Source organism: Stutzerimonas stutzeri (genome assembly GCF_000590475.1).
GTDB classification, from domain to species: Bacteria; Pseudomonadota; Gammaproteobacteria; order Pseudomonadales; family Pseudomonadaceae; genus Stutzerimonas; species Stutzerimonas stutzeri_D.
The window spans coordinates 17,909-43,414 of the sequence record NZ_CP007441.1; the positions used below are offsets into that span (position 1 = coordinate 17,909).

General features: G+C 63.5%; 22 protein-coding genes and 1 pseudogene. 16 read left to right on the top strand and 7 right to left on the bottom strand.

Features of this window, described 5'->3' with window-relative positions; translation table 11 throughout:
• Nucleotides 1–69: 69 nt before the first annotated feature.
• The 9 genes from CH92_RS00090 to CH92_RS00130 all read left to right on the top strand — a co-directional run bounded on the left by CH92_RS00090 (nt 70) and on the right by CH92_RS00130 (nt 10,584).
• Nucleotides 70–1,479, top strand: a complete 1,410-nt coding sequence (locus tag CH92_RS00090; protein ID WP_025239765.1) for a PLP-dependent aminotransferase family protein — start codon at nt 70–72, stop codon at nt 1,477–1,479.
• Between the two features lie 176 nt (nt 1,480–1,655).
• Nucleotides 1,656–2,627 (top strand): hydroxyectoine utilization dehydratase EutB, encoded by a 972-nt coding sequence (gene eutB / locus CH92_RS00095; protein ID WP_025239766.1) that lies wholly within the window; start codon nt 1,656–1,658, stop codon nt 2,625–2,627.
• A gap of 62 nt (nt 2,628–2,689) precedes the next feature.
• Nucleotides 2,690–3,673 (top strand): ectoine utilization protein EutC, encoded by a 984-nt coding sequence (eutC, locus tag CH92_RS00100; protein WP_025239767.1) that lies wholly within the window; start codon nt 2,690–2,692, stop codon nt 3,671–3,673.
• A gap of 101 nt (nt 3,674–3,774) precedes the next feature.
• On the top strand, nt 3,775–4,965 hold the full coding sequence (gene doeA / locus CH92_RS00105; protein WP_025239768.1) for an ectoine hydrolase DoeA: 1,191 nt from the start codon (nt 3,775–3,777) through the stop codon (nt 4,963–4,965).
• Between the two features lie 4 nt (nt 4,966–4,969).
• Nucleotides 4,970–5,974 carry a N(2)-acetyl-L-2,4-diaminobutanoate deacetylase DoeB gene (doeB, locus tag CH92_RS00110; RefSeq protein ID WP_025239769.1) on the top strand — a complete coding sequence of 335 codons (1,005 nt, stop codon included), beginning with the start codon at nt 4,970–4,972 and terminating at the stop codon, nt 5,972–5,974.
• A gap of 91 nt (nt 5,975–6,065) precedes the next feature.
• The gene (locus tag CH92_RS00115) at nt 6,066–6,572 is read left to right on the top strand and encodes an Lrp/AsnC family transcriptional regulator (RefSeq protein ID WP_025239770.1); all 507 of its coding nucleotides are present in this window, start codon (nt 6,066–6,068) and stop codon (nt 6,570–6,572) included.
• 113 nt (nt 6,573–6,685) lie between these two features.
• Entirely contained in the window at nt 6,686–7,339 is a 654-nt protein-coding gene (locus CH92_RS00120; protein ID WP_025239771.1) for a 7-cyano-7-deazaguanine/7-aminomethyl-7-deazaguanine transporter, read from the top strand.
• A 276-nt stretch (nt 7,340–7,615) separates the two neighbouring features.
• Nucleotides 7,616–9,082 carry an NAD-dependent succinate-semialdehyde dehydrogenase gene (locus CH92_RS00125; RefSeq protein ID WP_025239772.1) on the top strand — a complete coding sequence of 489 codons (1,467 nt, stop codon included), beginning with the start codon at nt 7,616–7,618 and terminating at the stop codon, nt 9,080–9,082.
• Between the two features lie 128 nt (nt 9,083–9,210).
• Nucleotides 9,211–10,584, top strand: coding sequence for an aspartate aminotransferase family protein (locus CH92_RS00130; RefSeq protein ID WP_025239773.1), 1,374 nt, complete (start codon nt 9,211–9,213; stop codon nt 10,582–10,584).
• Between the two features lie 16 nt (nt 10,585–10,600).
• On the opposite strand, the gene trkA is transcribed toward CH92_RS00130, so the two are convergent.
• From trkA to def, 4 genes are all read right to left on the bottom strand, one after another.
• A complete protein-coding gene (trkA, locus tag CH92_RS00135) occupies nt 10,601–11,974 on the bottom strand; it encodes a Trk system potassium transporter TrkA (protein WP_025239774.1) in 1,374 nt (457 codons plus the stop codon).
• Nucleotides 11,975–12,045: 71 nt separating this feature from the next.
• Complete coding sequence (gene rsmB / locus CH92_RS00140) at nt 12,046–13,368, bottom strand: 16S rRNA (cytosine(967)-C(5))-methyltransferase RsmB (RefSeq protein WP_025239775.1); 1,323 nt, start codon at nt 13,366–13,368, stop codon at nt 12,046–12,048.
• Nucleotides 13,369–13,373: 5 nt separating this feature from the next.
• Nucleotides 13,374–14,303 (bottom strand): methionyl-tRNA formyltransferase, encoded by a 930-nt coding sequence (fmt, locus tag CH92_RS00145; protein WP_025239776.1) that lies wholly within the window; start codon nt 14,301–14,303, stop codon nt 13,374–13,376.
• A gap of 54 nt (nt 14,304–14,357) precedes the next feature.
• On the bottom strand, nt 14,358–14,864 hold the full coding sequence (gene def / locus CH92_RS00150; RefSeq protein WP_025239777.1) for a peptide deformylase: 507 nt from the start codon (nt 14,862–14,864) through the stop codon (nt 14,358–14,360).
• 148 nt (nt 14,865–15,012) lie between these two features.
• Between def and CH92_RS00155 the strand changes: the two genes are divergently transcribed.
• The 3 genes and pseudogenes from CH92_RS00155 (at nt 15,013) to CH92_RS00165 (ending at nt 17,814) form a co-directional block, all read left to right on the top strand.
• The gene (locus tag CH92_RS00155; RefSeq protein WP_025239778.1) at nt 15,013–16,038 is read left to right on the top strand and encodes a LysM peptidoglycan-binding domain-containing protein; all 1,026 of its coding nucleotides are present in this window, start codon (nt 15,013–15,015) and stop codon (nt 16,036–16,038) included.
• Nucleotides 16,039–16,124: 86 nt separating this feature from the next.
• Nucleotides 16,125–17,194 (top strand): annotated as a pseudogene (gene dprA, locus CH92_RS00160) (DNA-processing protein DprA).
• Nucleotides 17,195–17,256: 62 nt separating this feature from the next.
• Nucleotides 17,257–17,814, top strand: a complete 558-nt coding sequence (locus tag CH92_RS00165; RefSeq protein WP_025239779.1) for an L-threonylcarbamoyladenylate synthase — start codon at nt 17,257–17,259, stop codon at nt 17,812–17,814.
• 28 nt (nt 17,815–17,842) lie between these two features.
• Here the strand turns inward: CH92_RS00165 and CH92_RS00170 are convergent, their stop codons facing one another.
• The gene (locus tag CH92_RS00170) at nt 17,843–18,820 is read right to left on the bottom strand and encodes a quinone oxidoreductase family protein (protein ID WP_025239780.1); all 978 of its coding nucleotides are present in this window, start codon (nt 18,818–18,820) and stop codon (nt 17,843–17,845) included.
• A 153-nt stretch (nt 18,821–18,973) separates the two neighbouring features.
• On the opposite strand from CH92_RS00170, the gene hemF reads away from it, so the two are divergent.
• Both hemF and aroE read left to right on the top strand, forming a co-directional pair.
• Complete coding sequence (gene hemF, locus CH92_RS00175) at nt 18,974–19,897, top strand: oxygen-dependent coproporphyrinogen oxidase (protein WP_025239781.1); 924 nt, start codon at nt 18,974–18,976, stop codon at nt 19,895–19,897.
• Between the two features lie 105 nt (nt 19,898–20,002).
• Nucleotides 20,003–20,821 carry a shikimate dehydrogenase gene (gene aroE / locus CH92_RS00180; RefSeq protein ID WP_025239782.1) on the top strand — a complete coding sequence of 273 codons (819 nt, stop codon included), beginning with the start codon at nt 20,003–20,005 and terminating at the stop codon, nt 20,819–20,821.
• Nucleotides 20,822–20,828: 7 nt separating this feature from the next.
• Here aroE and CH92_RS00185 read toward each other — a convergent pair whose 3' ends face one another.
• Both CH92_RS00185 and CH92_RS00190 read right to left on the bottom strand, forming a co-directional pair.
• A complete protein-coding gene (locus CH92_RS00185) occupies nt 20,829–21,440 on the bottom strand; it encodes an NAD(P)-dependent oxidoreductase (RefSeq protein WP_025239783.1) in 612 nt (203 codons plus the stop codon).
• Nucleotides 21,441–21,456: 16 nt separating this feature from the next.
• Nucleotides 21,457–21,768 (bottom strand): glycine zipper domain-containing protein, encoded by a 312-nt coding sequence (locus CH92_RS00190; RefSeq protein ID WP_025239784.1) that lies wholly within the window; start codon nt 21,766–21,768, stop codon nt 21,457–21,459.
• A 437-nt stretch (nt 21,769–22,205) separates the two neighbouring features.
• Between CH92_RS00190 and pbpG the strand changes: the two genes are divergently transcribed.
• Entirely contained in the window at nt 22,206–23,150 is a 945-nt protein-coding gene (gene pbpG, locus CH92_RS00195; RefSeq protein ID WP_025239785.1) for a D-alanyl-D-alanine endopeptidase, read from the top strand.
• Nucleotides 23,151–23,316: 166 nt separating this feature from the next.
• Nucleotides 23,317–25,386: a maltose alpha-D-glucosyltransferase gene (gene treS, locus CH92_RS00200; protein ID WP_025239786.1), complete on the top strand. Its 2,070-nt coding sequence runs from the start codon at nt 23,317–23,319 to the stop codon at nt 25,384–25,386.
• Nucleotides 25,387–25,506 lie beyond the last annotated feature (120 nt).

Here is a 25,506-nt window from a genome sequence, read left to right on the forward strand (position 1 = left end):
TGCACTAGGACAATTGCATGACACTGCAGTTCGGCTGATCCTGTCGGCTCGACTGAAGGTGGGATTGTCATGCGCAACTGGAAACAGGCCTTGCTCGCTGCCCGGAGTGGCGCGTCGAAATACAAGCTGCTGGTCACCGCTATTGCAACCGACATCGAACAGGGCCACCTGCAGGACGGCCAGCGCCTGCCGCCGCAGCGGTTGCTGGCCGAGCAACTCGACATCAGCGTGCAGACGGTGACCAATGCCTACAAGGAATTGGAGCGCCAGGGTTGGGTGCGCTGCGAAGTAGGCCGCGGCAGCTTCGTCAGTCGGCGCATCAGCGAGCGAGTCGCCAGTTCGATGCTTGATCGCGGCGAAAATTCGCTGCTCGATTTTTCAACGGCGCGCATCGTTCGTACCGAGACGCACGACCGCTTTTGGCGCCGAACCTGCGAGGAGCTGGCGGCCGAGCACGAACAACCCTGGATCCACGCCTGCCGGCCGATCGCCGGTTTCGAGCACCACCGCGAGGTCGGCGTGCAATGGCTCGCCGGGCTGGGTCTGAAGGTAGACCTGCAGGATCTGCTGCTCACCAACGGTACCTCCCACGCGATCTTCCTCGCCCTCGCCTCTCTGGCTGGGCCGGACGATCTGGTCCTCTGCGAAAACTGTACCGACCATGGGGTAATCGGCACCGCTCAGGTGCTCGGCTTCACCCTGCAAGGCGTGGAGACCGATCGCCATGGTCTCGATCCGGAGCATTTCGAGGACCTGTGCGGCAACGAGCGGGTCACCGCGCTGGTCTGTACACCGAATCTGAACAATCCCACCAGCACCATAATGCCGGATACGCGCCGCCGCGAAATCGCCGAGATCGCCCGTCGCTACGGTGTTTATGTGATCGAGGACGACGTTTACGGGCCTCTGCTTGGCGACTACCGCGAAGCCTTGCCGATCAGCCATTACCTGCCTGAGTTGTCGTTCTACTGCACCAGCCTGACCAAGTCGGTGCTCACCGGCCTGCGCATCGGCTATCTGGCCATGCCGCGGCGGCTGGCGTTGCGCACCGAAAGCATATTGCGGGTCAACAGCTGGATGGCCGCGCCGCTGCTGGGCGAAATCGCCACGCGTTGGATCGAGCACGGTCAGGCCGATGAACTGGTGCGCCTGCAGCGCGAGTTGATCGCCACCCGCCAGGCCGCAGTGACCGCTGAACTGGGCGATTACCTGCGTGGCAGCCACCCAGCCTCCCTCAGCGCCTGGCTGAACGTGCCCGACCATTGGGAGCTGGATGCGCTGCAGCACGAGTTGCGCCGCCGTGAGATTGCCCTGACCCTGCCCGACCCCTTCCTGCCGCCGGGTACCCGACGGCCGAGGGCGATGCGTCTGTGCGTGGGTGCCGAGTGCGACGAAGAGCGCTTGCGTGAGGGGTTGTGCAGCGTTCGCGAGGTTTTTGAGCAGTACCCGGAGATTCACGAGTTTCGCGGCGCGCGCTGAAAAAATGAGCCCGCGTGCACCAAGTGTGTCGCTCGCAGACCTATGAGCCCCATGACATGGCGCATCAGGCCTTGGGAGCGGCACAATTGTGGGGCAAAAATAAAGAGTCCTAGTACATTGGGCTGCTGAAATCAGCGCTCCTACACTCGGCGACATCCATCATCGGGATGTTTGCCATGCAGCCGATTCTTCTCGACCAGCTCTTCGACGCACGCGAGCGCATTCGCGGCCTCGTTCGGGAAACGCCCCTGGAGCGTTCGGCGTCGCTCAGCCTGCTGGCTGGCGTACCGGTGTGGTTGAAGCTGGAATCGCAGCAGGCCACCGGCAGCTTCAAACTGCGTGGCGCGAGCTATGCGGTCGCCCAGTTATCGGAGACGCAGAAACGCCTCGGCGTGGTCACCGCCTCCACCGGAAATCATGGTCGTGCGCTCGCTTTCGCTGCGCAGCAGCAGGGCGCCAAAGCCGTCGTCTGCCTGTCGCATATGGTGCCGCCAAACAAGGTGCAGGCGATCCGCGAGCTTGGTGCCGAGGTGGTCATCGTCGGTCACAGCCAGGATGACGCCCAGGTCGAGGCCGAACGCATCGCCCAAGAGCAGGGCGCCACCTTCATTCCGCCTTTTGACCATCCGCATATCATCGCTGGCCAGGGCACACTCGGCCTGGAAATACTCGAACAGTGTCCCGAAGTCGCCGAGGTGCTGGTGCCGCTTTCCGGCGGCGGACTGTTTGCCGGTGTCGCCCTGGGCCTCAAGCACCAACGCCCGGCGATCCGCGCCCATGGCATCAGCATGCGCTGCGGCGCGGCGATGTATGCGAGCCTCGAGGCGGGCCACCCGGTCGAGCTCGACGAGCGCCCCAGCCTGGCCGACTCACTTGGCGGCGGCATCGGATTGAACAATCGCTACACCTTCGACCTCGTCCGTGAGCTCGCCGACAGCGTCCTCTTGCTCGACGAGCCGATCATCGCCGCCGGCATCCGCCATGCCTACCACGAGGAACGGCTGGTGATCGAAGGCGCCGCCGCCGTCGGCATCGCCGCCCTGCTCGAGCGCTCGATCAAGCCACGTGGGCCGGTGGTCATCGTGATCAGCGGCCGTAACGTGGATAACGGACAGCATTTGCGCGTGCTCAACGGCGCCAACGAATAAAACAACCCAAGCCCGTCAACCCTGCTACCGGTGCGTCCGGTGTACCCCCGATGGAGATCAACATGGCCGAGACAGTGCTGCTCAGCGAAACCGATCTCCGCGCCTGCCTGGCCCTTGATCCGGCCAGCCTCGACGCGGTCGAAGATGCGTTCCGCCTGCTCGCCACCGCGGCGGTGGCGATGCCGCCGATCCTGCGTCTGGACATCCCCGAGCACAATGGCGAGGTCGACGTGAAGACCGCCTACCTGCCGGGCCTGCCGCGCTTCGCCATCAAGGTCAGCCCGGGGTTCTTCGACAACCCGACGCTCGGTTTGCCGAGTCTCAACGGGCTGATGATGCTGTTCTCGGCGCGCACCGGCCTGCTCGATGCACTGTTGCTGGATAACGGTTTTCTTACCGCGGTGCGCACGGCCGCCGCCGGGGCAGTCGCGGCAAAATGGCTGAGCCGGGCGGACTCCAGCCGCGTAGCGATACTTGGCGCAGGCGAGCAGGCCCGTCTGCAATTGGCCGCCCTGCGCCTGGTGCGGGACATCCGCGAGGTGCGCATCTGGGCGCGCGATCCGGGGAAGGCGGCCGTCTTTGCTGGCGAATTGGAGGACATCGAAGTGCGTGTCATGGATAGCCTCGATGCCGCACTGGACGGCGTCGATATCGCCATTACCACCACGCCCAGCCACACGCCCCTGATCCAGCCGCATCATCTGCAGCCGGGCCTGCACATCACTGCCATGGGCTCGGATGCCGAGCACAAGAACGAGATCGCCGCTGCCGCCCTGACTGCCTGTGATCTCTATATCGCTGACCGGCTCAGCCAGACCCGGGTGCTCGGTGAGCTTCACCACGCGCTAGAAGCCGGCCTAGTGGACGACTCATCTCCTTTCGCTGAACTCGGCCAGGTGATCGCCGGGCTACACCCCGGACGCACCTCGGCTGGTCAGGTCACGCTTTGCGACTTGACCGGCACCGGCGCGCAAGACACTGCCATCGCCAACTTCGCCTTCGACCGGGCGCTCGCAGCGGGCAGGGGTTTCATCTTCAACCCCTGATCTTCAGACGCGAGCCTACTCGCGCTCGGGCCACTGGCCCCAGCTCGCGAGCCAGCTCGCCCCTGCAGAGCAAGAGCGGTCCACCCACGAGGGCAAAGAAGATGTCCGAAATCGTCGTCAATCTCCCGTTTAGTCGGGAGGAATATGCGTTGCGTATCGCCAAGGTTCGCCAAGCCATGGCCGCACGCGGTATCGAGTTGTTGATCGTCACCGACCCGTCGAACATGGCCTGGCTGACCGGCTATGACGGCTGGTCGTTCTACGTGCATCAGTGCGTGCTACTGACGCTCGACGGCGATCCGCTGTGGTTCGGCCGCGATCAGGATGCCAACGGCGCGCGCCGCACTGTGTACATGGGCGACGACGATATCGTCGGCTACCCGGACCACTACGTGCAGTCCGCCGTGCGCCATCCTATGGACTACCTCTCCCGCGAAGTGATCGCCGCGCGCGGCTGGGACCGGCTGTCCATTGGTGTGGAGATGGACAACTACTACTTCAGCGCGGCGGCCTTCCGTTCGCTGCAGCAGCACCTGCCGCATACACGCTTTCTGGATGCCACCGCGCTGGTCAACTGGCGGCGGGCGGTGAAGTCGCCGCAGGAAATCGAGTACATGCGCGTCGCGGCGCGCATCGTTCAGCGCATGCACGAGACGATCTATGAGCGTATCGAGCCCGGTCTGCGCAAAAACGAGCTGGTCGCCGATATCTACCGCGCCGGTATTCTGGGGATTGAAGGGCATGGTGGCGACTACCCGGCCATCGTGCCATTGCTGCCGACCGGCGCCGACGCCAGTGCGCCGCATCTGACCTGGAACGATAACCCGTTCCGCCTGGGCGCCGGCACCTTCTTCGAGATTGCCGGCTGCTACAAGCGCTACCACTGCCCGCTGTCGCGCACCATCTACCTGGGCAAACCGCCGGCGCACATTCTCGAGGCCGAACAGGCGGTGGTCGAGGGCATCTCCGCGGGCCTCGCGGTGGCGCGGCCCGGTAATACCACCGGCGACATCGCCCGTGCGTTTCTTAAAGTGCTCGACAAGTTCGACATCCAGAAGGACAGCCGCTGCGGCTACCCGATCGGCATCAGCTACCCGCCGGACTGGGGCGAGCGGACCATGAGCCTGCGCCCGAGCGACGAAAGCGTGCTCGAGCCGGGCATGACCTTCCACTTCATCCCGGGATTGTGGATGGAGGACTGGGGGCTGGAAATCACCGAAAGCATCCTGATCACCGAGACCGGGATGGAGACCTTCTGCGACTTGCCACGCAAGCTTTACATCAAGGACTGAGCCCATGAGCGAATCTGCATTGCGCAATCCCATCAGCCCCACGGTCGACTTTGAGCGTGACGGCGTGCAACACGGCTATCTGCGCCTGCCGTACTCGCGCGACGATTCGGCCTGGGGTGCAGTGATGATCCCGTTGACCGTGGTGAAGAACGGCGCGGGTCCCACCGCATTGTTTTCCGGCGGCAATCACGGCGACGAGTATGAAGGCCCGCTCGCACTGAGCAAGCTGGCCTGCAGTCTCGATCCGGCCCGTCTGCATGGACGGGTGATCATTGTTCCCTTCATGAACGCCCCAGCGGTGTGGGCCGGTACCCGCACTTCGCCGATCGACCAGGGCAACCTTAACCGCAGCTTCCCCGGTCGGCCTGACGGCAGCGTGACGGAAAAGATCGCGAACTACTTCCAACGTAGCCTGCTGCCGCTGGCCGACTTGGTGCTGGACATTCACTCCGGCGGCAAGACCCTCGACTTCCTGCCGTTCGCCGCCTGCCACGTGCTGACAGACAAGGCTCAGCAGGCTCGCTGCGAGGCCGGCATGTGGGCCTTCGCGGCGCCCTACTGCATGCGCATGCTCGAACAGGATGCGCTGGGCATGTACGACACCGCGGCAGAAGCGCAGGGCAAGGTATTCGTTACCACCGAGCTCGGCGGCGGCGGCTCCATCAGCGCCAGGACGCTGGCCATTGCCGAGCGTGGCGTGCGCAACCTGCTGATCCATTTCGACATGCTCGACGGCGACATCGAGCCGGCCGACTCGGTGATGTTGGATATGCCGGATGGCGATTGCTACCTCTGCAGTGAGAGCGACGGGCTGCTCGAATTGTGCAAGGATCTGGGCGAGACCGTTCAGGCCGGTGAGCTGGTGGCGAGGGTGCATGATGCCCGTCGCACCGGCGTGATGCCGATGGAATACCGAGCATGTCGCAGCGGCCTGCTCAGCGCTCGGCATTTTCCGGGACGGGTGCAAAGCGGCGATACGCTGGCGGTGATCGCCGAGGTGGTGCGGTAAACACGATAACTGCGCGGGGCCTCAATCTTCGTCCGGTGCGAGGAAAGACAAGCCGCACGACGGGCCGTGCCGGCTGTGACAGGGAGAAATCATGCTCAAGCTCGACCGCTATGACCTGAAGATCCTGCGCATCCTGTCCGAGGACGGGCGGATCACCAAGTCGGCGCTGGCCGAGGCGATCAACCTCTCGGTCACTCCGGCTTGGGAGCGCGTGCGCAAGCTCCAAGCCGCTGGGCTGGTGCGCGGCTATCGGGCGCTGATCGACTGGGGCGCACTGTTCCGCACGCAGCAGGTGCTGGTGGAAATTAGCCTGGCGCGACACACCGCCCAGGACATGCGCCGTTTCGAACAGCGTCTGGCCGAGGCTCCGGAGGTCGCCTTCTGCTATGCCACGGGTGGCGGCGTCGACTACATCGCGATGATCCGAGCGCGCGACATCGACCACTATCAGCGTTTCATCGACACGTTGTTGCTGGAAGATTTGGGCATCGAGCGCTACTACACCTACATCGTCACCAAGAGCGTCAAGCGCGACGAAGGCGGCGCTCCAGCGGCGTTCGATGATGATATCCAGGCTGCGCGGATTGAGGTGTTCTGACGGGCGCCGCTATACCTCGGCCCGGTTTGCCACTAGAATGCGCGCCGCCTTGGCCCTGTTGGCCCGGCAAATGGGTTCCCTCACCCCATCACTCTTAAAAAAGGACAGGCAACATGCTGCAGATTTCTTCGTCGGTCCGTCGTGCCACCCTGGCCGGCCTGATCGTCTTTCACATCCTGATCATCATCGCCAGTAACTACCTGGTACAGCTGCCGATCACCCTGTTCGGCTGGCATACTACCTGGGGCGCGTTCAGCTTTCCGTTCATCTTTCTGGCTACCGATCTGACCGTGCGCCTGCTCGGCAAGGGTCCGGCGCGGCGGGTGATTGCTCAGGTCATGGTCCCGGCGTTGATGGCGTCCTACGTGGTTTCTGTGCTTTTCCATCAGGGCGCGTTCAGTGGCATCGCCGCACTCGGCGAGTTCAACTTGTTCGTGTTCCGCATCGCTATCGCCAGCTTCCTCGCCTATGTATTTGGCCAGATTCTCGACATTCAGGTCTTCGACCGGCTCCGGCGGTTGCGCCAGTGGTGGGTCGCGCCCACCGCTTCCACGATATTCGGCAATCTGCTGGACACCTTTGTGTTCTTCTCCATTGCCTTCTGGCACAGCGACGACGCTTTCATGGCGGCGAACTGGGTGGAGATCGCGAGCGTCGACTACCTGATCAAGCTGGCCATCAGCCTGGCGCTGTTCGTGCCGCTCTACGGCATGCTGCTCAATGCCATCGTGCGCATGCTGCCGCAGCAGAAGACCGCCACGGCATAAAAAAGCCGAATCGGTATTGAAGGCGGAATGCAACGCTGCTGCACCGTCTCGTTGCTCTGGCCGTAGGGTGGGAAACGGCGCAGCCTTTTCCACCGCCACCGCTGGTTAAGGCCAGGCAAGGCCAGGGAAATATCGAGCTACTAGCCGCCGCGCACTTTTCTCGTTTCATCCCCTCCAAACAGTCATATTCGCCTGCCAATCGGGCCGCTACGGGAAAAACCCTAAGCCGCCTTTCCCTAGCATGTCTCCCATGCCATTCGGCCCGGAGACATCGTCATGTCGCTCAAGCATCCTCTGCTGTTCAAATCCCTTTGTTACGTCGACGGTCAGTGGATCCACAGCCGCAGCGGCGCCAGCATCGCCGTGCAGAACCCGGCCAACCAGGCCGAGATCGCTCACGTGCCGATGCTCGAGCGCGAGCAGGTCGTCGCCGCGGTAGATGCCGCCGAGCGGGCATTTGCCTCCTGGCGCCTGCAGAGCCTGGATGAACGTGCGGCCCTGCTGCAGCGCTGGGCGGAACTGATTTTGCTACATCAGGAAGACCTGGCCGCCATCCTCAGCGAGGAACAGGGCAAGCCGCTGGCCGAGGCGCGTGGCGAGATTCGCTACGCCGCCAGTTTCATCCCTTGGTTCGCCGAGGAGGCTCGGCGCCTTTATGGCCGGACCATTCCGAGCCACATTGTCGATGCCGAGCTGAGCACCTTGAGGGAGCCGGTCGGCGTCTGCGCCCTGCTCACCCCGTGGAATTTCCCCAGCGCAATGATTACCCGCAAGGCCGCTGCGGCGCTCGCGGCCGGTTGCACGGTGGTAGTCAAGCCGGCACATGAAACGCCCTATTCCGCCTTCGCCCTGGCCCAGCTCGCCGAGGAAGCGGGCCTGCCGGCTGGTGTGTTCAATGTGGTGCTGGGCGAGCCGCAAATGGTCATGGAAACCCTGGTCGAGGATTCGCGCGTGCGTTCGGTGAGCTTCACCGGCTCGACCCGGGTTGGTCGCCTGATACTGGCTGCCGCCGCGTCCGGGGTGAAGAAGGTGGCACTGGAGCTGGGCGGCAATGCACCGATGATCGTCTGCGCGGACACCGACCTCGATCACGCGGTGCAGGTGGCCATGGATGCCAAGTTCCAGACGTCCGGGCAGGACTGCTGCGCGGCCAACCGCATCCTCGTGCAACGACCGATCTATGAGGCCTTCCTGACGCGCTTCGCCCTTGCCGTGCGCGCGTTACGCGTCGGCACCGGCCTGGATGAGCGCAGCCAGATCGGCCCGCTGATGCATCAGGCAGCCTTCGACGCCACCGCCGCACGGGTCGCCGACGCGCTCGATAAAGGCGCTCGGTTGCTGGCCGGCGGTGAGCCCCATGCGCTCGGCGGCTGGTTCTGGCAGCCGACACTGCTGGCGGACGTTACCCCGAACATGCGCATCTACCGCGAGGAGAACTTTGCCCCCATCGCCGGTGTGCTGCCGTTCGACAGCCTGGATGAGGCAGTAGCCATGGCCAACGACACTGAGTACGGGCTGGCTGCCTACATTTGCTCGAACCGGCTGGACGTCGTCCACCCACTCATCCGGCGGCTCGATCACGCAATGGTCGCGGTCAACGGCACCCAGTTCACCGGCCACCCGATCCCCTTCGGCGGCATGAAAGCCTCCGGCCTCGGCCGGGAAGGCGGTAGCGAGGGCTTCGAGCCCTTCGTTGAGACCAAATACGTCTGCATCCATCACCAAGGCCAACGCTACGAGTGATGAACCCTGATACGACCATGACGGCTGAGCGCGACCTGCGTGGCCAAATCGGACCATCCCCTTTCCCGTCGGGACAGGGTCGGGATGCGGCAAAACGGCCCATCTCAACACCGCAAAAGGAGAAGCCCATGAACTACGAAGCCCTCTTCGCCCAGGACCGTGATCATTTCATGCACCCGTCCACCCATGCCCATGACCACGCCAGCGGAGCGCTCAAGGGACGTATCGTGACTGGCGCTTCGGGTATCCGCATCCGTGACCATGAAGGCCGGGAGTTCATCGATGCCTTCGCCGGCCTGTATTGCGTGAACATTGGTTACGGCCGCACCGAAGTGGCCGAGGCGATCTACAAGCAGGCCAAGGAGCTGGCCTACTACCACACCTACGTCGGCCACTCGACCGAGGCCATCATCGAGCTGTCGCGGCGCATCATCGAATGGGCGCCCGAGGGGATGAAGAAGGTCTATTACGGGCTGTCCGGGTCGGATGCCAATGAGACCCAGATCAAGCTGGTGCGCTATTACAACAACGTGCTCGGTCGCCCGCAGAAGAAAAAAATCATCTCCCGTCAGCGTGGCTACCACGGCTCGGGAATCATGACCGGTAGCCTGACCGGCCTGCCCAGCTTCCACCAGCATTTCGATCTGCCACACGCGGACATCAAGCACGCCGCTTGCCCACACTTCTACAAAGCCCCGGCCGGCATGGACGAGGCCGCCTTCGTACGTCATTGCGCCGACGACCTGGAGCAGTTGATCCAACGGGAAGGCCCTGACACCGTGGCCGCCTTTATCGGCGAGCCGGTGATGGGCACGGGCGGCATCATCGTCCCGCCCAAGGGATACTGGGAGGCGATCCAGGCGGTGCTGGCGAAATACGACATCCTCTTGATCGCCGACGAGGTGGTCTGCGCCTTCGGCCGTCTGGGCACGCCGATGGGCAGCCAGCTGTTCGGCATGAAACCGGACTTGATCACCACCGCGAAGGGGTTGACCAGCGCCTACGCGCCGCTTTCCGCAGTGATCGTCGGAGAAAAGGTCTGGGATGTCATTGACGAAGCCTCCTCCCGCGACGGCGTCATGGGGCACGGTTGGACGTATTCCGGGCACCCGATTTGTGCCGCGGCGGCGTTGGCGAATCTGGATATCCTGGAAAGGGAGAACATCCCCGGCAATGCCGCCGAGGTGGGTGCCTACCTCAATGCGCAGCTGCGCCAGGTGTTCGCCGAACATCCGCTGGTCGGCGAGGTGCGCGGCATCGGTATGCTCGCGGCGCTTGAATTCATGGCCGACCGCGAGGCCCGTACGCCCTTCGATGCGGCGCTGAAGGTTGGCCCGCGCGTCTCGGCCGCGTGCCTGGAGCGCGGCATGATTGCCCGGGCCATGCCGCACGGCGATATCCTCGGCTTCGCCCCGCCACTGGTATTGACTCAGGCCGAAGCTGATCAGGTCATCGAGATTGCTAAAAGCGCAGTGGACGCGGTGGCTGACGAGGTGCTCTGACGCACCTCGTGGGCACTCAGAAGAAGGTCAGGCCAGCCTGGAACAGGCGCTCCACGTCGCGAATATGCTTCTTGTCAACGAGGAACAGGATCACGTGATCGCCCGATTCGATGACCGTGTTGTCGTGGGCGATCAACACCTCTTCGTCGCGAATCACCGCGCCGATGCTGGTGCCTGGCGGCAAAGCGATCTTGCCGATGGCCCGTCCGACGACCTTGCTCGAGCGCGAATCACCATGGGCGATGACTTCGATGGCCTCCGCCGCGCCCCGGCGTAGCGAGTGGGCGCTGACGATATCGCCCCGGCGCACATGGGTCAGCAAGGTGCCGATAGTGGCCAACTGCGGGCTGATGGCGATGTCGATCTCGCCACCCTGGACCAGATCGACATAGGCCGGATTGTTGATGATGCACATCACCTTGCGCGCGCCCAGGCGCTTGGCCAGCAGCGAGGACATGATGTTCGCTTCGTCATCGTTGGTCAGGGCAAGGAAGACGTCTGCGTCGTTGATGTTTTCTTCCACCAGCAGATCGCGATCCGAGGCGCTGCCCTGCAAGATGATGGTGCTGTCGAGGGTATCCGAGAGGTAACGGCAGCGCGCCGGGTTCATCTCGATGATCTTCACCTGGTAGCGGCTTTCGATCGCCTCGGCCAGGCGCTCGCCGATGTGCCCGCCGCCAGCGATGACGATGCGTTTGTAGTTGTCATCGAGCCGGCGCATTTCGCTCATGACCGCCCGGATATGCCCGCGTGCCGCGATGAAAAAGACCTCATCATCGGCTTCGATCACCGTGTCGCCCTGGGGCAGAATCGCCTGATTACGGCGGAAAATCGCGGCTACGCGCGTGTCGACGTTGGGCATGTGCTTACGGATCTGACGCAGTTCCTGCCCGACCAGCGGCCCGCCGTAGTAGGCGCGAACGGCCACCAGTTGCGCCTTTCCTCCAGCGAAGTCGATGACCTGCAACGAGCCCGGATGCTCGATCAGACGCTTGATGTAGTTGGTGACCACCTGCTCGGGACTGATCAGCACGTCGACCGGAATCGCTTCATTGCTAAACAGGCCGGAACGGGTGAGATAGACCGATTCGCGCACCCGAGCGATCTTGGTCGGGGTGTGGAACAGGGTATAGGCGACCTGACAGGCGACCATGTTGGTTTCGTCGCTATTGGTCACTGCCACCAGCATGTCGGCGTCGTCCGCGCCGGCTTGGCGTAGTACTGTGGGAAACGAGCCGCGGCCGACCACGGTACGGATGTCCAAGCGATCACCGAGATCGCGCAGACGATCGGCGTCGGTGTCGACCACGGTAATGTCGTTGGCTTCGCTCGCGAGGTTTTCGGCAAGCGTGCCGCCCACCTGTCCTGCACCGAGAATAATGATCTTCACGCGATCACTCCTGAAAGGCGGGCCATAGGCCGCCGCATCCATGGTTGAGCGAGGCGTTTTGCCCCGTTCATTTACGAATTCTGGCCGTTGGGTTGAGCCGCGATTTTTATCAGCTTGGCGTAATAGAAACCGTCGTGGCTGTTTTCCTGCGGCAGCAATTGACGCCCATGGGCTTGTTCGACACCGAAACCGCGCGGCAAATCCAGCTCACGGGCACCGGGCATACGCGCCAGGAATGCCTCGATCACCTCGCGGTTCTCGGTCGGCAACACCGAGCACGTGGCATACAACAGCACGCCTCCGATCGCTAGGGTTGGCCACAGCGCGTCGAGCATTTCACCCTGCAGCGTGGCCAGCGGTGTGATGTCATCGGCCTGGCGTGCCAGCTTGATGTCCGGATGGCGACGGATGACGCCGGTCGCCGAACAGGGTGCATCGAGCAGAATGCGCTGGAACGGTTCGCCGTCCCACCAGGCCTCGGTCGCGCGAGCATCGGCCGCGACCAGTTTGGCCTGCAATTGCAGGCGGTCGAGGTTTTCCTGAACGCGCTTTAGCCGCTTGGGCTCCAAGTCCAGCGCGATGACCTCGGCCAGCGCCGGCTCGCGCTCAAGGATGTGGCAGGTCTTGCCGCCGGGAGCGCAACAGGCGTCCAAAACGCGTTGCCCCGGGGCGAGATCTAGCAGCCCGGCTGCGAGCTGCGCGGCTTCGTCCTGCACACTGACGCGCCCCTCGGCAAAGCCGGGTAATTGGTTGACGTCGCAGGCCGCGGCCAGGCGGATGCCGTCCTCGCTGTGGGCGCAGGCGAAGGCTTCCAGGCCGGCGCTCTGCAGCTCGCCAAGGTAGGCGTCGCGCTGGGTCTGGCGGTGGTTGACCCGCAGCATCATCGGCGGATGGACGTTGTTCGCCGTGCAGATGGCCTGCCAGTGCTCGGGCCAGTGCGCCTTCAGGGATTTCTGCAACCAGCGCGGATGGGCGAAGCGAATCACCGGGTCGTGTTCCAGTTCGGCGAACAAGGCCTCGCCATCGCGCTGGGCATTGCGCAGCACGGCGTTGATCAGTCCCTTGGCCCAGGGTTTTTTGAGCTTTTCCACACAGCCTACGGTCTCGCCAATGGCGGCGTGCGGCGGGATGCGGGTGTAGAACAACTGGTAGAGACCGACCAGCAGCAGGGCTTCGACGTCGCGGTCGGCGGCCTTGAATGGCTTTTGCAGCAGACGCTCGGCGAGTCCGGCCAGGCGCGGTTGCCAGCGTGCGGTACCGAACGCGAGTTCCTGGGTCAGGCCACGATCGCGGGCGTCGACCTTGCTCAGCACCTCGGGCAGGCTGCTGTTCAGCGAGGCCTTGCCGGACAGCACGGCGCTGAGCGCGCGCGCCGCGGCCAGGCGCGGATTCATCGACATTATTCGAACACCTTGCCAGGCGTGAACTGCTCGCGCCGGCTGTTGTACAGATCGCTGAAGTTGAGCGGCTTGCCGTTCGGCAGTTGCAGCCGGGTGAGCAGCAGCGAGCCCTCGCCGCACGCCACCTGCAAACCGTCTTTGCTGGCGTCGAGAATCTGGCCAGGAGCGCCTTGCTCCGATGTCAGTCGCGCCGCGTGTATCTTCAAAGCGGCTTGATCGAGGCTGCTGTGGCAGATCGGCCAGGGATGGAAAGCGCGTATCAGGCGCTCCAGCTCGACAGCCGGGCGGCGCCAGTCGAGGCGCGCTTCTTCCTTGTTCAGCTTGTGTGCATAGGTGGCCAGTCCGTCATCCTGTGCCTCGCCCTTCAGGGTCCCGGCTTCCAACGCAGCGACTGCTTCGACAACGGCGCGCGAACCCAGCGCGGCAAGGCGATCATGCAGGGTCCCGCCGGTATCGTCGGCGGCGATCGGTGTGCGGACTTTCAGCAGCATGGGCCCGGTATCCAGGCCGGCTTCCATCTGCATCACGGTCACACCGGATTCGCTGTCGCCGGCTTCGACCGCCCGCTGGATCGGCGCGGCACCCCGCCAGCGCGGTAACAGTGAGGCGTGACTGTTGATACAACCCAGACGCGGCAGATCGAGCACGGTTTGCGGCAGAATTAATCCGTAGGCCACCACCACCATCAGGTCGGCGTTCAGTTCGGCCAGTTTGGTCTGGGCCGCGGGGTCGCGCAGGGTCTGCGGTTGATAGACGGCAATCCCGTGCTGCAGAGCGAGCTGCTTGACCGGGCTGGGCATCAGCTTCTGCCCGCGTCCGGCCGGCCGATCCGGCTGGGTGTAAACCGCCACCACCTGGCAATCAGCGTCGAGCAGGGCTTGCAGATGACGGGCGGCGAATTCCGGCGTTCCGGCGAAAACGATGCGCATGTAAAAGACTCATCAATAAAAAAGGCTTGCTGCTGCAAGCCTTCGGGTCTGTGATCAAGCCTGCTGACGGTGAAGCTTTTCCAGCTTCTTCTTGATCCGGTCGCGCTTGAGATTGGATAAGTAATCGACGAAGAGTTTGCCGTTAAGGTGATCGCATTCATGCTGGATGCACACGGCGAGCAGGCCTTCGGCGATCAGCTCGTAGGGCTGGCCGTCGCGATCCAGCGCCGTGATCTTGACCTTCTGCGGCCGGTCGACGTTTTCGTAGAAGCCGGGCACCGATAGGCAACCTTCCTGGTACTGCTCCATCTCGTCGGTCAGGAACTCGAACTCGGGGTTGATGAAAACCCGCGGCTCGGACTTGTCCTCGGACAGGTCCATCACCACCACGCGCTTGTGCACGTTGACCTGCGTCGCGGCCAGTCCGATGCCGGGGGCGTCGTACATGGTTTCGAACATGTCGTCGATCAGCTGACGAATGCCGTCGTCGACCACGTCCACAGGTTTGGCGATGGTGCGCAGCCGTGGATCAGGAAATTCTAGGATGTTCAGGATTGCCATATGCGTTTGTGATGCACTTATGGAATAAAGTCAAAAGCCGCTGCTAAGATGCCGAACAGCTTGTAAACGGCTTAACGCCGCTTTCCACAAGGGTTTCTGCGGCGCTAGGGCGCTTTACGTGAAAGCACATCATAAAGGGATTCACCACATGAGGAAATCACTACTCGCCCTGCTGCTGGTGGCGGTTGGCGGCATGGCACAGGCCGCTGTGCAGCTCAAGGATGACCATCCGGAGCAGTACACCGTAGTGAAAGGCGACACGCTCTGGGATATTTCCGGTCGCTTCCTTCGCGAACCCTGGAAATGGCCGGAGCTCTGGCACGCCAATCCCCAAGTGGAAAACCCACACCTGATCTATCCCGGCGACAGTCTGAGCCTGGTCTATATCGACGGCCAGCCGCGTGTCGTGCTTAACCGTGGTGCATCGCGCGGGACCATCAAACTCTCGCCTACCGTTCGCACCACGCCCATGGCTGAAGCGATCAGCACCATTCCGCTGGAAGCCATCAACAGCTTCCTGCTGAGCAACCGTATCGTCGACAGCGCTGCCGAGTTCGAGGCCGCGCCCTATATCGTCGCCGGCAATGCCGAGCGCGTCATCAGTGGCGCTGGTGATCGCGTCTACGGGCGTGGCGAATTCCAGGACGGCATTGGCGTTTATGGCATCTTCCGGCAGGGCAAGACCTATGTGGACCCTGAGACCGAGGAGTTCCTTGGCATCAACGCAGACGACGTGGGAACCGCCGAGCTGCTCGATATGGAAGGTGACATCGCCACCATGATGCTTACCCGGGTCACCCAGGAAGCGCGTCTCGGCGACCGTATGTTCCCCAGCGAAGAGCGCGCGGTGAACTCGACCTTCATGCCGAGCGAACCGGAAGGCGAGATCAAGGGTGTGATCCTTGATGTGCCGCGTGGTGTGACCCAGATCGGCCAGTTCGATGTGGTGATCCTGAACAAGGGCGCGCGCGACGGCCTGAGCATCGGCAATGTGCTGGCGGTATACAAGACTGGCGAAACCGTACGCGACCGGGTGACCGGTGAGAACGTCAAAATTCCAGACGAGCGTTCGGGGCTGCTGATGGTCTTCCGCACCTACGAAAAGCTCAGCTATGGCCTGGTACTGCAGGCTACGCGCTCGCTGGCGGTGATGGATAAGGTTCGTAATCCCTGAGTTACCCGAGCCCCGCACAAGCGGGGCTTTCTTTCTGCTAATACCACCGCATGGATGCGGTGCGACGAGACAAGGAATGTTCTGCCATGTCCGCGATTTCCCCTGCCGAGCTGGAAGCCCGCCTGCGCCTGCATTTGCTGCCGGAGCTCGGCCCACGGCGTCTACATAAACTGTTCAGCGCCTTCCCCAACGCCTCCTCCGCGCTCAGCGCACCGGCAACCGCCTGGCGTGCGTTGGGGCTGCCCGCGAGCTGTGCCGAACCCAGGCGCAGTCCGGCGATACGCGAACGGGCCGCCGCCGCGCTGAGCTGGTTGRWGYMYCGKCSCSRYMWYGKRYTGATGTGGGACGATCCTGGCTACCCCGCGTTACTGGCGGAACTGCCGGATGCGCCACCGCTGCTGTTCGTTCACGGCCGCAGCTGGCCATGGTCGGCAGCCGTCGAGCCTCGCGCCCCGGCCTGGACAATGCCACCGCCTTTGCCCGCAGCCTCGCGGGCGGCGGCTTCGTAATCACCAGCGGCCTGGCCCTTGGCATCGATGGCGCCGCTCACCAAGGCGCGCTGGACGTGGGCGGCCGAACGATAGCCGTGCTGGGTACTGGCCTGCAGCAGCTCTACCCGCGCCGACATATCGGCCTGGCCGGGCACATCGTCGAAGGCGGCGGCGCGCTGGTGTCCGAACTGCCGCTGGACTGCGCACCGCACGCCTCTAACTTCCCTCGACGCAATCGCATCATCAGCGGGCTTTCGCTGGGTGTGTTGGTGGTCGAGGCCAGTCCTTCAAGTGGTTCGCTGATTACCGCCCGGCTTGCAGCCGAACAAGGCCGCGAGGTCTATGCCATCCCCGGTTCGATTCATCATCCCGGCGCACGTGGCTGCCACCAACTGATCCGCCAGGGAGCGGCGCTGGTCGAAAGCGTCGACGACATCCTTCAAGCCCTCCAGGGCTGGCGGCAGACAGCCACCGTCGGCGAGCTGCAACCAGAGCGTCCGGCACATCCATTGCTCGATCAGCTGATCGCCGGATCGATGACCAGCGAGACTCTAGCCGGGGCCGTGGCGCAGCCCTTGACTCAGGTACTGGCGGAACTGACCGAGCTGGAAATCGAGGGGCTGGTCACCTGTGAAAATGGCCTATGGGTCGTGCGGACCGGCTGAGGTGGCTGTGCAGCCGTATGCGCTTGGGTACACTGCGCCGATCAGTCTCAGCGGGGGTGCTAATGATCGGTAATTGGCGAGTGCAGCAGGCGGCGCGGGTGGTCAGAAATGGCGGCGTCATCGCCTATCCGACCGAGGCTGTCTGGGGGCTAGGCTGCGACCCTTGGGACAGCGCTGCGGTGCATCGATTACTCGCGCTGAAGGAGCGGCCCGTGGAAAAGGGGCTGATCCTGGTGGCTGACTGCGTCGAGCAATTCGATTTTCTCCTGGAAGACTTGCCCGAGCGCTGGCTGGATCGCTTGGCGGGCACCTGGCCGGGGCCGAACACCTGGCTGGTGCCGCATCGTCAGCGGTTGCCGGACTGGATCACTGGCAAGCACGACAGCGTGGCTCTGCGTGTCAGCGATCATCCGTTGGTTACCCGGCTATGCGCGCTAACTGGACCGCTGGTTTCCACCTCGGCGAACCCCACCGGCCGCCCTGCAGCGCGATCGCGCTTGCGCGTCGAGCAGTATTTCTCCGACCAGCTCGACGCGGTGCTGGGCGGTTGCCTGGGTGGGCGGCGCAATCCCAGCACCATCCGCGATGTGCGCAATGGCGAGGTCATTCGACCGTCCTGATGGCGGCAGGACGGCGATCGTTCCAGCCTCAGGGCAGCAGAATGGTCGACCCAGTGGTCTGGCCCGCAGCCAGTGTCCGCTGCGCCTCGGCGGCCTCGGCGAGCGGGTAGCGCTGGCCGATTTCGACGTTGATCTTGCCGCTGGCAATCATCTCGAACAGCTCGGTGGCCATCGCCTGCAGGCGTTCGGCGGTGTCCGCGTAGCCGGCGAGCGTCGGTCGGGTGACATACAGCGAGCCCTTTTGCGCCAGCACTCCGAGGTTTACGCCGGTGACGGCCCCTGATGCATTGCCGAAGCTGACCAGCAGGCCGCGCGGCGCGACGCAATCCAGCGAAATTTCCCAGCTGCTTTTGCCCACCGAATCGTAAACCACCGGGCATTTCTTGCCATCGGTGAGCTCCAGCACGCGCTGGGCAACGTCTTCGCGGGTGCGGTCGATGGTTGCCCAGGCGCCCAGCGCTTTGGCCCGCTCGGCTTTTTCCGGCGAGCCGACGACACCGATCAGTTTCGCGCCGATAGCCTTGGCCCATTGGCAGGCGATCGAGCCGACGCCGCCGGCTGCGGCATGGAACAGTACGGTTTCGCCGGCCTGCAACGCGTGGGTTTGGCGCAGCAGATACTGGGTGGTCAGGCCCTTGAGCATCACCGCGGCGGCCTGCTCGTAGCTGATGGCGTCAGGCAGCTTGACCAGATGCCGCGCTGGCAAGGTGTGGTGCTGACCATAAGCACCCAGTGGGCCAGTGGCATAGGCGACGCGATCGCCAACCTGAAACCCGCTGACCCCCTCGCCCACCGCCTCGACTTCACCAGCGCCTTCGGTGCCCAGTCCCGACGGCAGGCTCGGCGGCACATAGAGGCCACCACGGAAATAGGTATCGATGAAATTCAGGCCGATCGCGTGGTTGCGCACTCGGATCTCACCGGCGCCGGGCGCCGTGACAGGCGCGTCCACCTGCTCGAGAACTTCGGGACCACCATGCTGGCTGAACTGGATGCGCTGCGACATATCGACTCCTGGATGAATGCAAAGGAGCCTATCCAACGCTTCCCAGGCGCATTCGTCAATCGGCCGGATGATATGCTTGCCGGCCCTTCCGCTGAAGCACTGCCGGGCTGACCATCGTCGCCGGGTCTGTGCCGTTACTTGCCAAGGTGATTTGTGAACGAGCGTACCGAAGCCGTCAAAGCCTACCTGCTCGACTTGCAGGACCGTATTTGCGCCGCCTTTGAAGCCGAAGACGACGGTGCCCGCTTCGTCGAAGACGCCTGGACCCGCCCAGCCGGCGGCGGTGGCCGGACCCGAGTGATCGAGAACGGCGCGCTGATCGAGAAAGGCGGCGTGAATTTTTCCCACGTCCACGGCAGTGGCCTGCCCCCTTCGGCCAGCGCACACCGGCCGGAGCTGGCCGGTCGCGGCTTCGAGGCGCTTGGCGTGTCCTTGGTGATTCACCCGGAAAACCCATACGTGCCCACTTCTCACGCCAATGTGCGCTTCTTTATCGCCGAGAAGGAAGCCGAGGAGCCGGTCTGGTGGTTCGGTGGCGGTTTCGACCTGACGCCCTATTACGGCAATGAGGAAGACTGCATTCACTGGCATCGGGTCGCCCGTGATGCCTGCGCGCCCTTCGGAGCGGACGTCTATCCGCGCTACAAGGAATGGTGTGATCGCTATTTCCACATCAAGCACCGCAACGAGCCGCGCGGCGTTGGCGGTTTGTTCTTCGACGACCTGAACGAGTGGGACTTCGACACCAGCTTCGCCTTCATGCGAGCGGTGGGCGATGCCTATATCGAGGCCTATCTGCCCATCGTGCAGAAACGCAAGGCCATGCCCTACGGCGAGCGTGAACGGGAATTCCAGGAGCTGCGTCGCGGCCGTTACGTGGAATACAACCTGGTCTACGACCGCGGCACCCTGTTCGGCTTGCAATCGGGTGGGCGCACCGAGTCCATTCTCATGTCGCTGCCGCCTCTGGTGCGTTGGGGCTACGACAAGCAACCTGAGCCCGGCACGCCGGAGGCACGCTTGACCGAGTATTTTCTGCGGGACCGCGATTGGCTTAGCCTGAAGCCTGAAGCCTGAAGCCTGAAGCCTGAAGCCTGAAGCCTGAAGCCTGAAGCCTGAAGCTGGAAGCCGGACGCGAAAAGCTGCAAGCTTCCGGCTTTATGCTTCCCGCTAAGGAAACCTATGGACCGCTACGGCGTTTTCGGCAACCCCATCGGCCACAGCAAGTCGCCGCAGATACATCGGCTGTTCGCCGAGCAGACCGGCCAAGCGCTTGGCTACGAGCCGTTGCTGGCACCGCTGGATGATTTCGCCGGCTTCGCCCTGGCGTTTTTCGAAGACGGATTGGGTGCCAATGTCACCGTACCCTTCAAGGAACAGGCTTATCGCCTGGCCGACCGCTTGACCGAGCGTGCGCGGCGCGCCGGTGCGGTCAATACACTCAAGAAACTGGAAGACGGCGTGCTGTTGGGCGACAACACCGACGGCGTCGGCCTAGTGCGTGATCTGCTGGACAATGCCGGTGTGGTATTGAAAGGCAAGCGCATCCTACTGTTGGGCGCCGGCGGCGCGGTGCGCGGTGTGCTCGAGCCGTTGCTTGGGCAGCGGCCGGCTGCGCTGGTCATTGCCAACCGCACGCTGAGCAAGGCCGAGCTGTTGGCCGGCGAGTTCGCCGGGCTGGGTCCCGTGAGCGCGAGCGCCTTCGATCAGCTGCAAGACCCGTTCGATGTGATCATCAACGGCACCTCGGCCAGTCTCGGTGGCGACTTGCCGCCCCTCGCCGACAGCGTAATCGGCCCGGGCGTCACTTTCTGCTACGACATGATGTACGGAGCTGCGCCGACGCCTTTCTGCCATTGGGCTGCTAACCTCGGCGCGCAGACCCGAGACGGCCTGGGCATGCTGGTCGAGCAGGCTGCGGCAGCCTTCGAGCTATGGCGCGGTGTGCGGCCGACCTCGGCGCCGGTGCTGGCGCAATTGCGCCGTCAGCTGGCCGCCTGAGGGGCGCTCAGATACGGAAGTGGATCTGCTGATGCATATGCTGCGGGGTTTCCAGCTCGTCGACTATGCCGGCGGCGATGCGGCGAAGCTGCACACGGCGGTCGTCATCCCCTAGCCCTTCGAGATTGGCGAAGTCTTCGATCGACAGGTCCTCGCCGTCGGTGCCGGCATCCACCAAGGTCCACTGCAGCGGGTGCGCGGCGATACGCTGCAGCGCCGCGGCTACCTTCGGATCTTCGCCATGGGCACTGAAATCTGCCACCAGCAGCAGGCGCTCGACGTCCACCTTGGGCAGCCCGGACAGCAGAGCGTCGACTGCCTGGTAGAAGTCCTGTGAATGTTCTGTCGCGGCGTCGCCCGATGCGCGGGGCACCGAACGGCTGTCGAACAGGCAGATCACCGCGTCCATGCCGGCGACACTCTGCGACACGCTGATGGCATCGAACAAGTCGCCCGTCTTGGCGCGCAACCCGGGCCGAACGGTCATCGAATTGAGATCGTCTACCAGCGTCACGGCCTCGTGCTGCCGGCTCAGCAGTTCACACAGCAAAGCATTGCCCAGGCTCGAGTGCGCTCCATACAGCGCGAACTTGAGTCTGGGCGTCTCGGCGTTGAGCATGAGCGGGACGAGCCGTTCAGCGACGCGTGACCAGATAGCCGATCAGCGCGACGGCGCCAGCGGCCAATGCCACAGTGCTCAGGGGGTGTTCACGTGCGCATTCCTTGGCCATGCGGCCGGCATCGCGACCCCGCTTGGACAGGTCGCGGCAATGCGCGTCCCAGTTGGTGTCGTGCCATAGAGACTCGGCACGTGCGCGCAGGGAATCGAAGCGATGTTGCGAGCCGCGGGCCGCGTCGTGCTTGAGCTCATCGAGAGCGGTCATCAGGTCGTGGATTTCGCTTTCGATTTCGTCGCGGGTGGTAGGTTTGCGGCTGAAGCGGGACATATCGGTTCTCCCCTTTGAATGTGCTCGTTTGACCTCATGGTCTCGGCAAAGGTCCTGACAGGTAGCGGACCCGCAGCCGGCGTACGGGTTCCCGTCCGTCGGGCGGATTGATTCGGCGTACGTTGCTGCCGATAGCACGGGAAACGTCGTCGCGTGCAGCATCTGGGCCGTGTCGCCGCAGAGCCGCGAAAAAGCGCGGCAATCGATGTTCTTCTACACTCGGACGCAGCGTCCCGGGCATTCCCAGTTCAGCTGGTGCCCAGCTGCCGATCTGAGTGGCGAGCGAAACGGCATCGCAAAGGGCCGAGAGCGGCTATGAACGAGCCAAAATAAAACGCTGCAAGGGGTCTTATGCGTGGCCCTGGTTACCTATAATGCGCGCCGCGTTCTTCGACTTCGGCGCGTCTTTTTTCACTGCCAATTCATCGGTGTTCAACTTGAAATTTCGTCAATCCATTCTCGGTCTGCTGCTCGCATGCGGCAGTGTCATCCTGGCGCCTTCCGTTACCGCTGCCACCCAAGCCACCGTTCAACAGGAGCTGGCGTCTGGCAGCGCCCTGCTGATCGACCTGAAGAGCAACGAGGTGCTGTACTCGAGCAATCCCGATCTGGTCGTGCCGATCGCCTCGGTCACCAAGCTGATGACCGCCATGGTCGCGCTCGACGCCAAGTTGCCGCTCGACGAGCGACTGCCGGTCACCATTCGCGACGCGCGGGAAATGCAGGGTGTTTTTTCCCGGGTGCGCATCGGCAGCGAAGTCAGCCGCCGCGAGATGCTCCTGCTGGCGCTGATGTCATCGGAAAATCGCGCCGCCGCGAGCCTGGCGCACCATTATCCGGGCGGTTACAGCGCATTCATCCAGGCGATGAACGCCAAGGCTCGGGCGCTGGGGATGACGCATACACATTACGTTGAGCCCACCGGCCTGTCGGTGCAGAACGTCTCCAGTGCTCGCGACCTGGTCAAGCTGCTCAAGGCCAGCCAGGCCTATCCGCTGATCGAACAGTTCAGCACCACTTCGGAAAAGACCGTCGCCTTCCACAAGCCCAACTACACCCTAGGCTTCCGCAACACCAACGCGCTTGTACGCAAGCCCGACTGGAGCATTCAGGTAACCAAGACTGGCTTCACCAACGCCGCCGGCCATTGCCTGGTGATGCGCACGGTGATGAACAAGCGCCCCGTGGCGTTCGTGGTGCTCGATGCCTTCGGCAAGTACACCCACATTGCCGACGCCAGTCGCCTGAAGAAGTGGATGGAGACGGGCAAGGTGACCCCGGTCGCCCCCGCCGCGCTGGCCTACAAGCAGCAAAAGATGGCCGAGCGGCGACTGGCCGGCCAGTCCAGCGGCGCGCCCACGGTGATCGCCGGCGCGCGCTGAAGCGGCGCCAGAGGCAACGTGCCCCTCGGATAGGCCTGCAGGCCGACATCGGTTACCGGCCAGCCGCCGCTCATGCGCGTATCGATGCGCTTTGATGCAACGATGCCGGTACAGCTGACTCAAACGACTACCCTCTCCCTCAGCGCAACGGGAATCGAACGTCGTTATGAGCACGCCAGACAACACCTATATCGAGTGGCTGGAAAGCCAGTCCATGCTAAACGCCGCCCGCCAGCGGGCCCGGCTCTATGCGGGCCAGGCGCGGCTCTGGCAGCGTCCCTACGCCCAGGCGCGGCCGCGCGATGCGAGCGCGATTTCCTCTGTGTGGTTCACCGCCTACCCCGCCGCGATCATCACGCCCGAGGGCGGCTCGGTACTGCAGGCGCTGGGTGACGACCGTCTCTGGAGCGCGCTGTCCGAACTCGGCGTGCAGGGCATTCACAACGGCCCAATGAAGCGCTCCGGCGGCTTGCGTGGACGCGAGTTCACGCCGACCATCGATGGCAACTTCGACCGCATCAGCTTCGATATCGACCCCAACCTCGGCACCGAGGCCGAGATGTTGCAGCTCAGCCGCATGGCTGCGGCGCACAACGCCATCGTCATCGACGACATCGTCCCGGCGCACACCGGCAAGGGCGCCGATTTCCGCCTGGCGGAGATGGCCTACGGTGACTATCCCGGCCTTTACCACATGGTCGAGATCAACGAGGAAGACTGGCCCCTCCTACCCGAGGTGCCCAAGGGCCGGGATGCGATCAACCTGCCGCCCCCGGTGGTCGACCAGCTCAAGGAAAAGCACTACATCGTCGGTCAGCTGCAGCGGGTGATCTTCTTCGAACCCGGCATCAAGGACACCGACTGGAGCGTGACCGGCATTGTTACCGGCGTCGATGGCAAGCGTCGGCGCTGGGTCTACCTGCACTATTTCAAGGAAGGTCAGCCCTCGCTGAACTGGCTGGACCCGACCTTCGCCGCGCAGCAGCTGATCATCGGCGATGCGCTGCACGCCATCGACGTGTCCGGTGCACGGGTCCTGCGCCTGGATGCCAACGGCTTCCTCGGGGTCGAGCGCCGCGCGGAGGGCACCGCCTGGTCCGAGAGCCATCCGTTGTCGGTGACCGGCAACCAGCTGATTGCGGGTCTCATTCGCAAGGCCGGCGGCTTCAGTTTCCAAGAGCTGAACCTGACCATCGATGACATCGCCGCGATGTCCCATGGGGGCGCGGACCTGTCCTACGATTTCATTACCCGGCCGGCCTATCACCATGCACTGCTCACCGGCGACACCGAGTTCCTGCGATTGATGCTGCGTGAGGTACACGCCTTCGGCATCGACCCGGCCTCGTTGATCCACGCCATGCAGAACCACGACGAGTTGACCCTGGAGCTGGTGCATTTCTGGACGCTGCACGCTTACGACCATTACCACTACCACGGTCAGACGCTGTCGGGCGGCATCCTTCGTGAACACATTCGCGAGGAAATGTACGAGCGCCTGACCGGCGACCATGCGCCCTACAACCTCAAGTTCGTCACCAATGGTGTGTCCTGTACCACCGTCAGCGTGATCACCGCCGCGCTGGGCATTCGCGACCTTGGCACTATCAGCGCGTCCGACATCGAGCAGATCAAACGGCTGCATCTGTTGCTGGTGATGTTCAACGCCATGCAACCCGGCGTCTTCGCCCTTTCCGGCTGGGATCTGGTGGGCGCTTTGCCGCTGGAAGCCGAACAGGTCGAGCACCTGATGGGCGATGGAGATACCCGCTGGCTGCACCGTGGCGGCTACGATCTGGCCGATATAGCACCCGAGGCCGAAAGCTCCAGCGAGGGCCTGCCCAAGGCGCGTTCGCTCTATGGCAGCCTGGTCGAGCAGCTGAAGAATACCGGCTCGTTCGCCTGCCAGCTCAAGCGCATCCTCAGCGTGCGTCGCGCCTATGACATTGCGGCTAGCAAGCAAATCCTGATCCCGGATGTGCAGGCGCCAGGGCTGTTGATCATGGTCCACGAGTTGCCCGCTGGCAAAGGTGTACAGATCACCGCGTTGAACTTCAGCGCGGAGGCCATCAGCGAAACGGTCATCCTTCCCGGCATCGCACCCGGCCCGGTGGTCGATATCATTCACGAAAGCGTCGAAGGTGATCTGACGGAAAACGGCGAGATGGCTTTTAACCTCGACCCATACGAGGGCCTGGCGCTGCGCGTGGTGAGTGCCGCTTCACCGGTGCTTTAAGGCAGCTTAGGCCCGGCTGTTCCCTGTGTCGGCACCGCAACGCTGGCGCAGGCGCGTCCGTCGCCTAGACTCGAAACATCTGAACCATCCTGGCCTCACCTTCTCTGCTGATAACAGGGG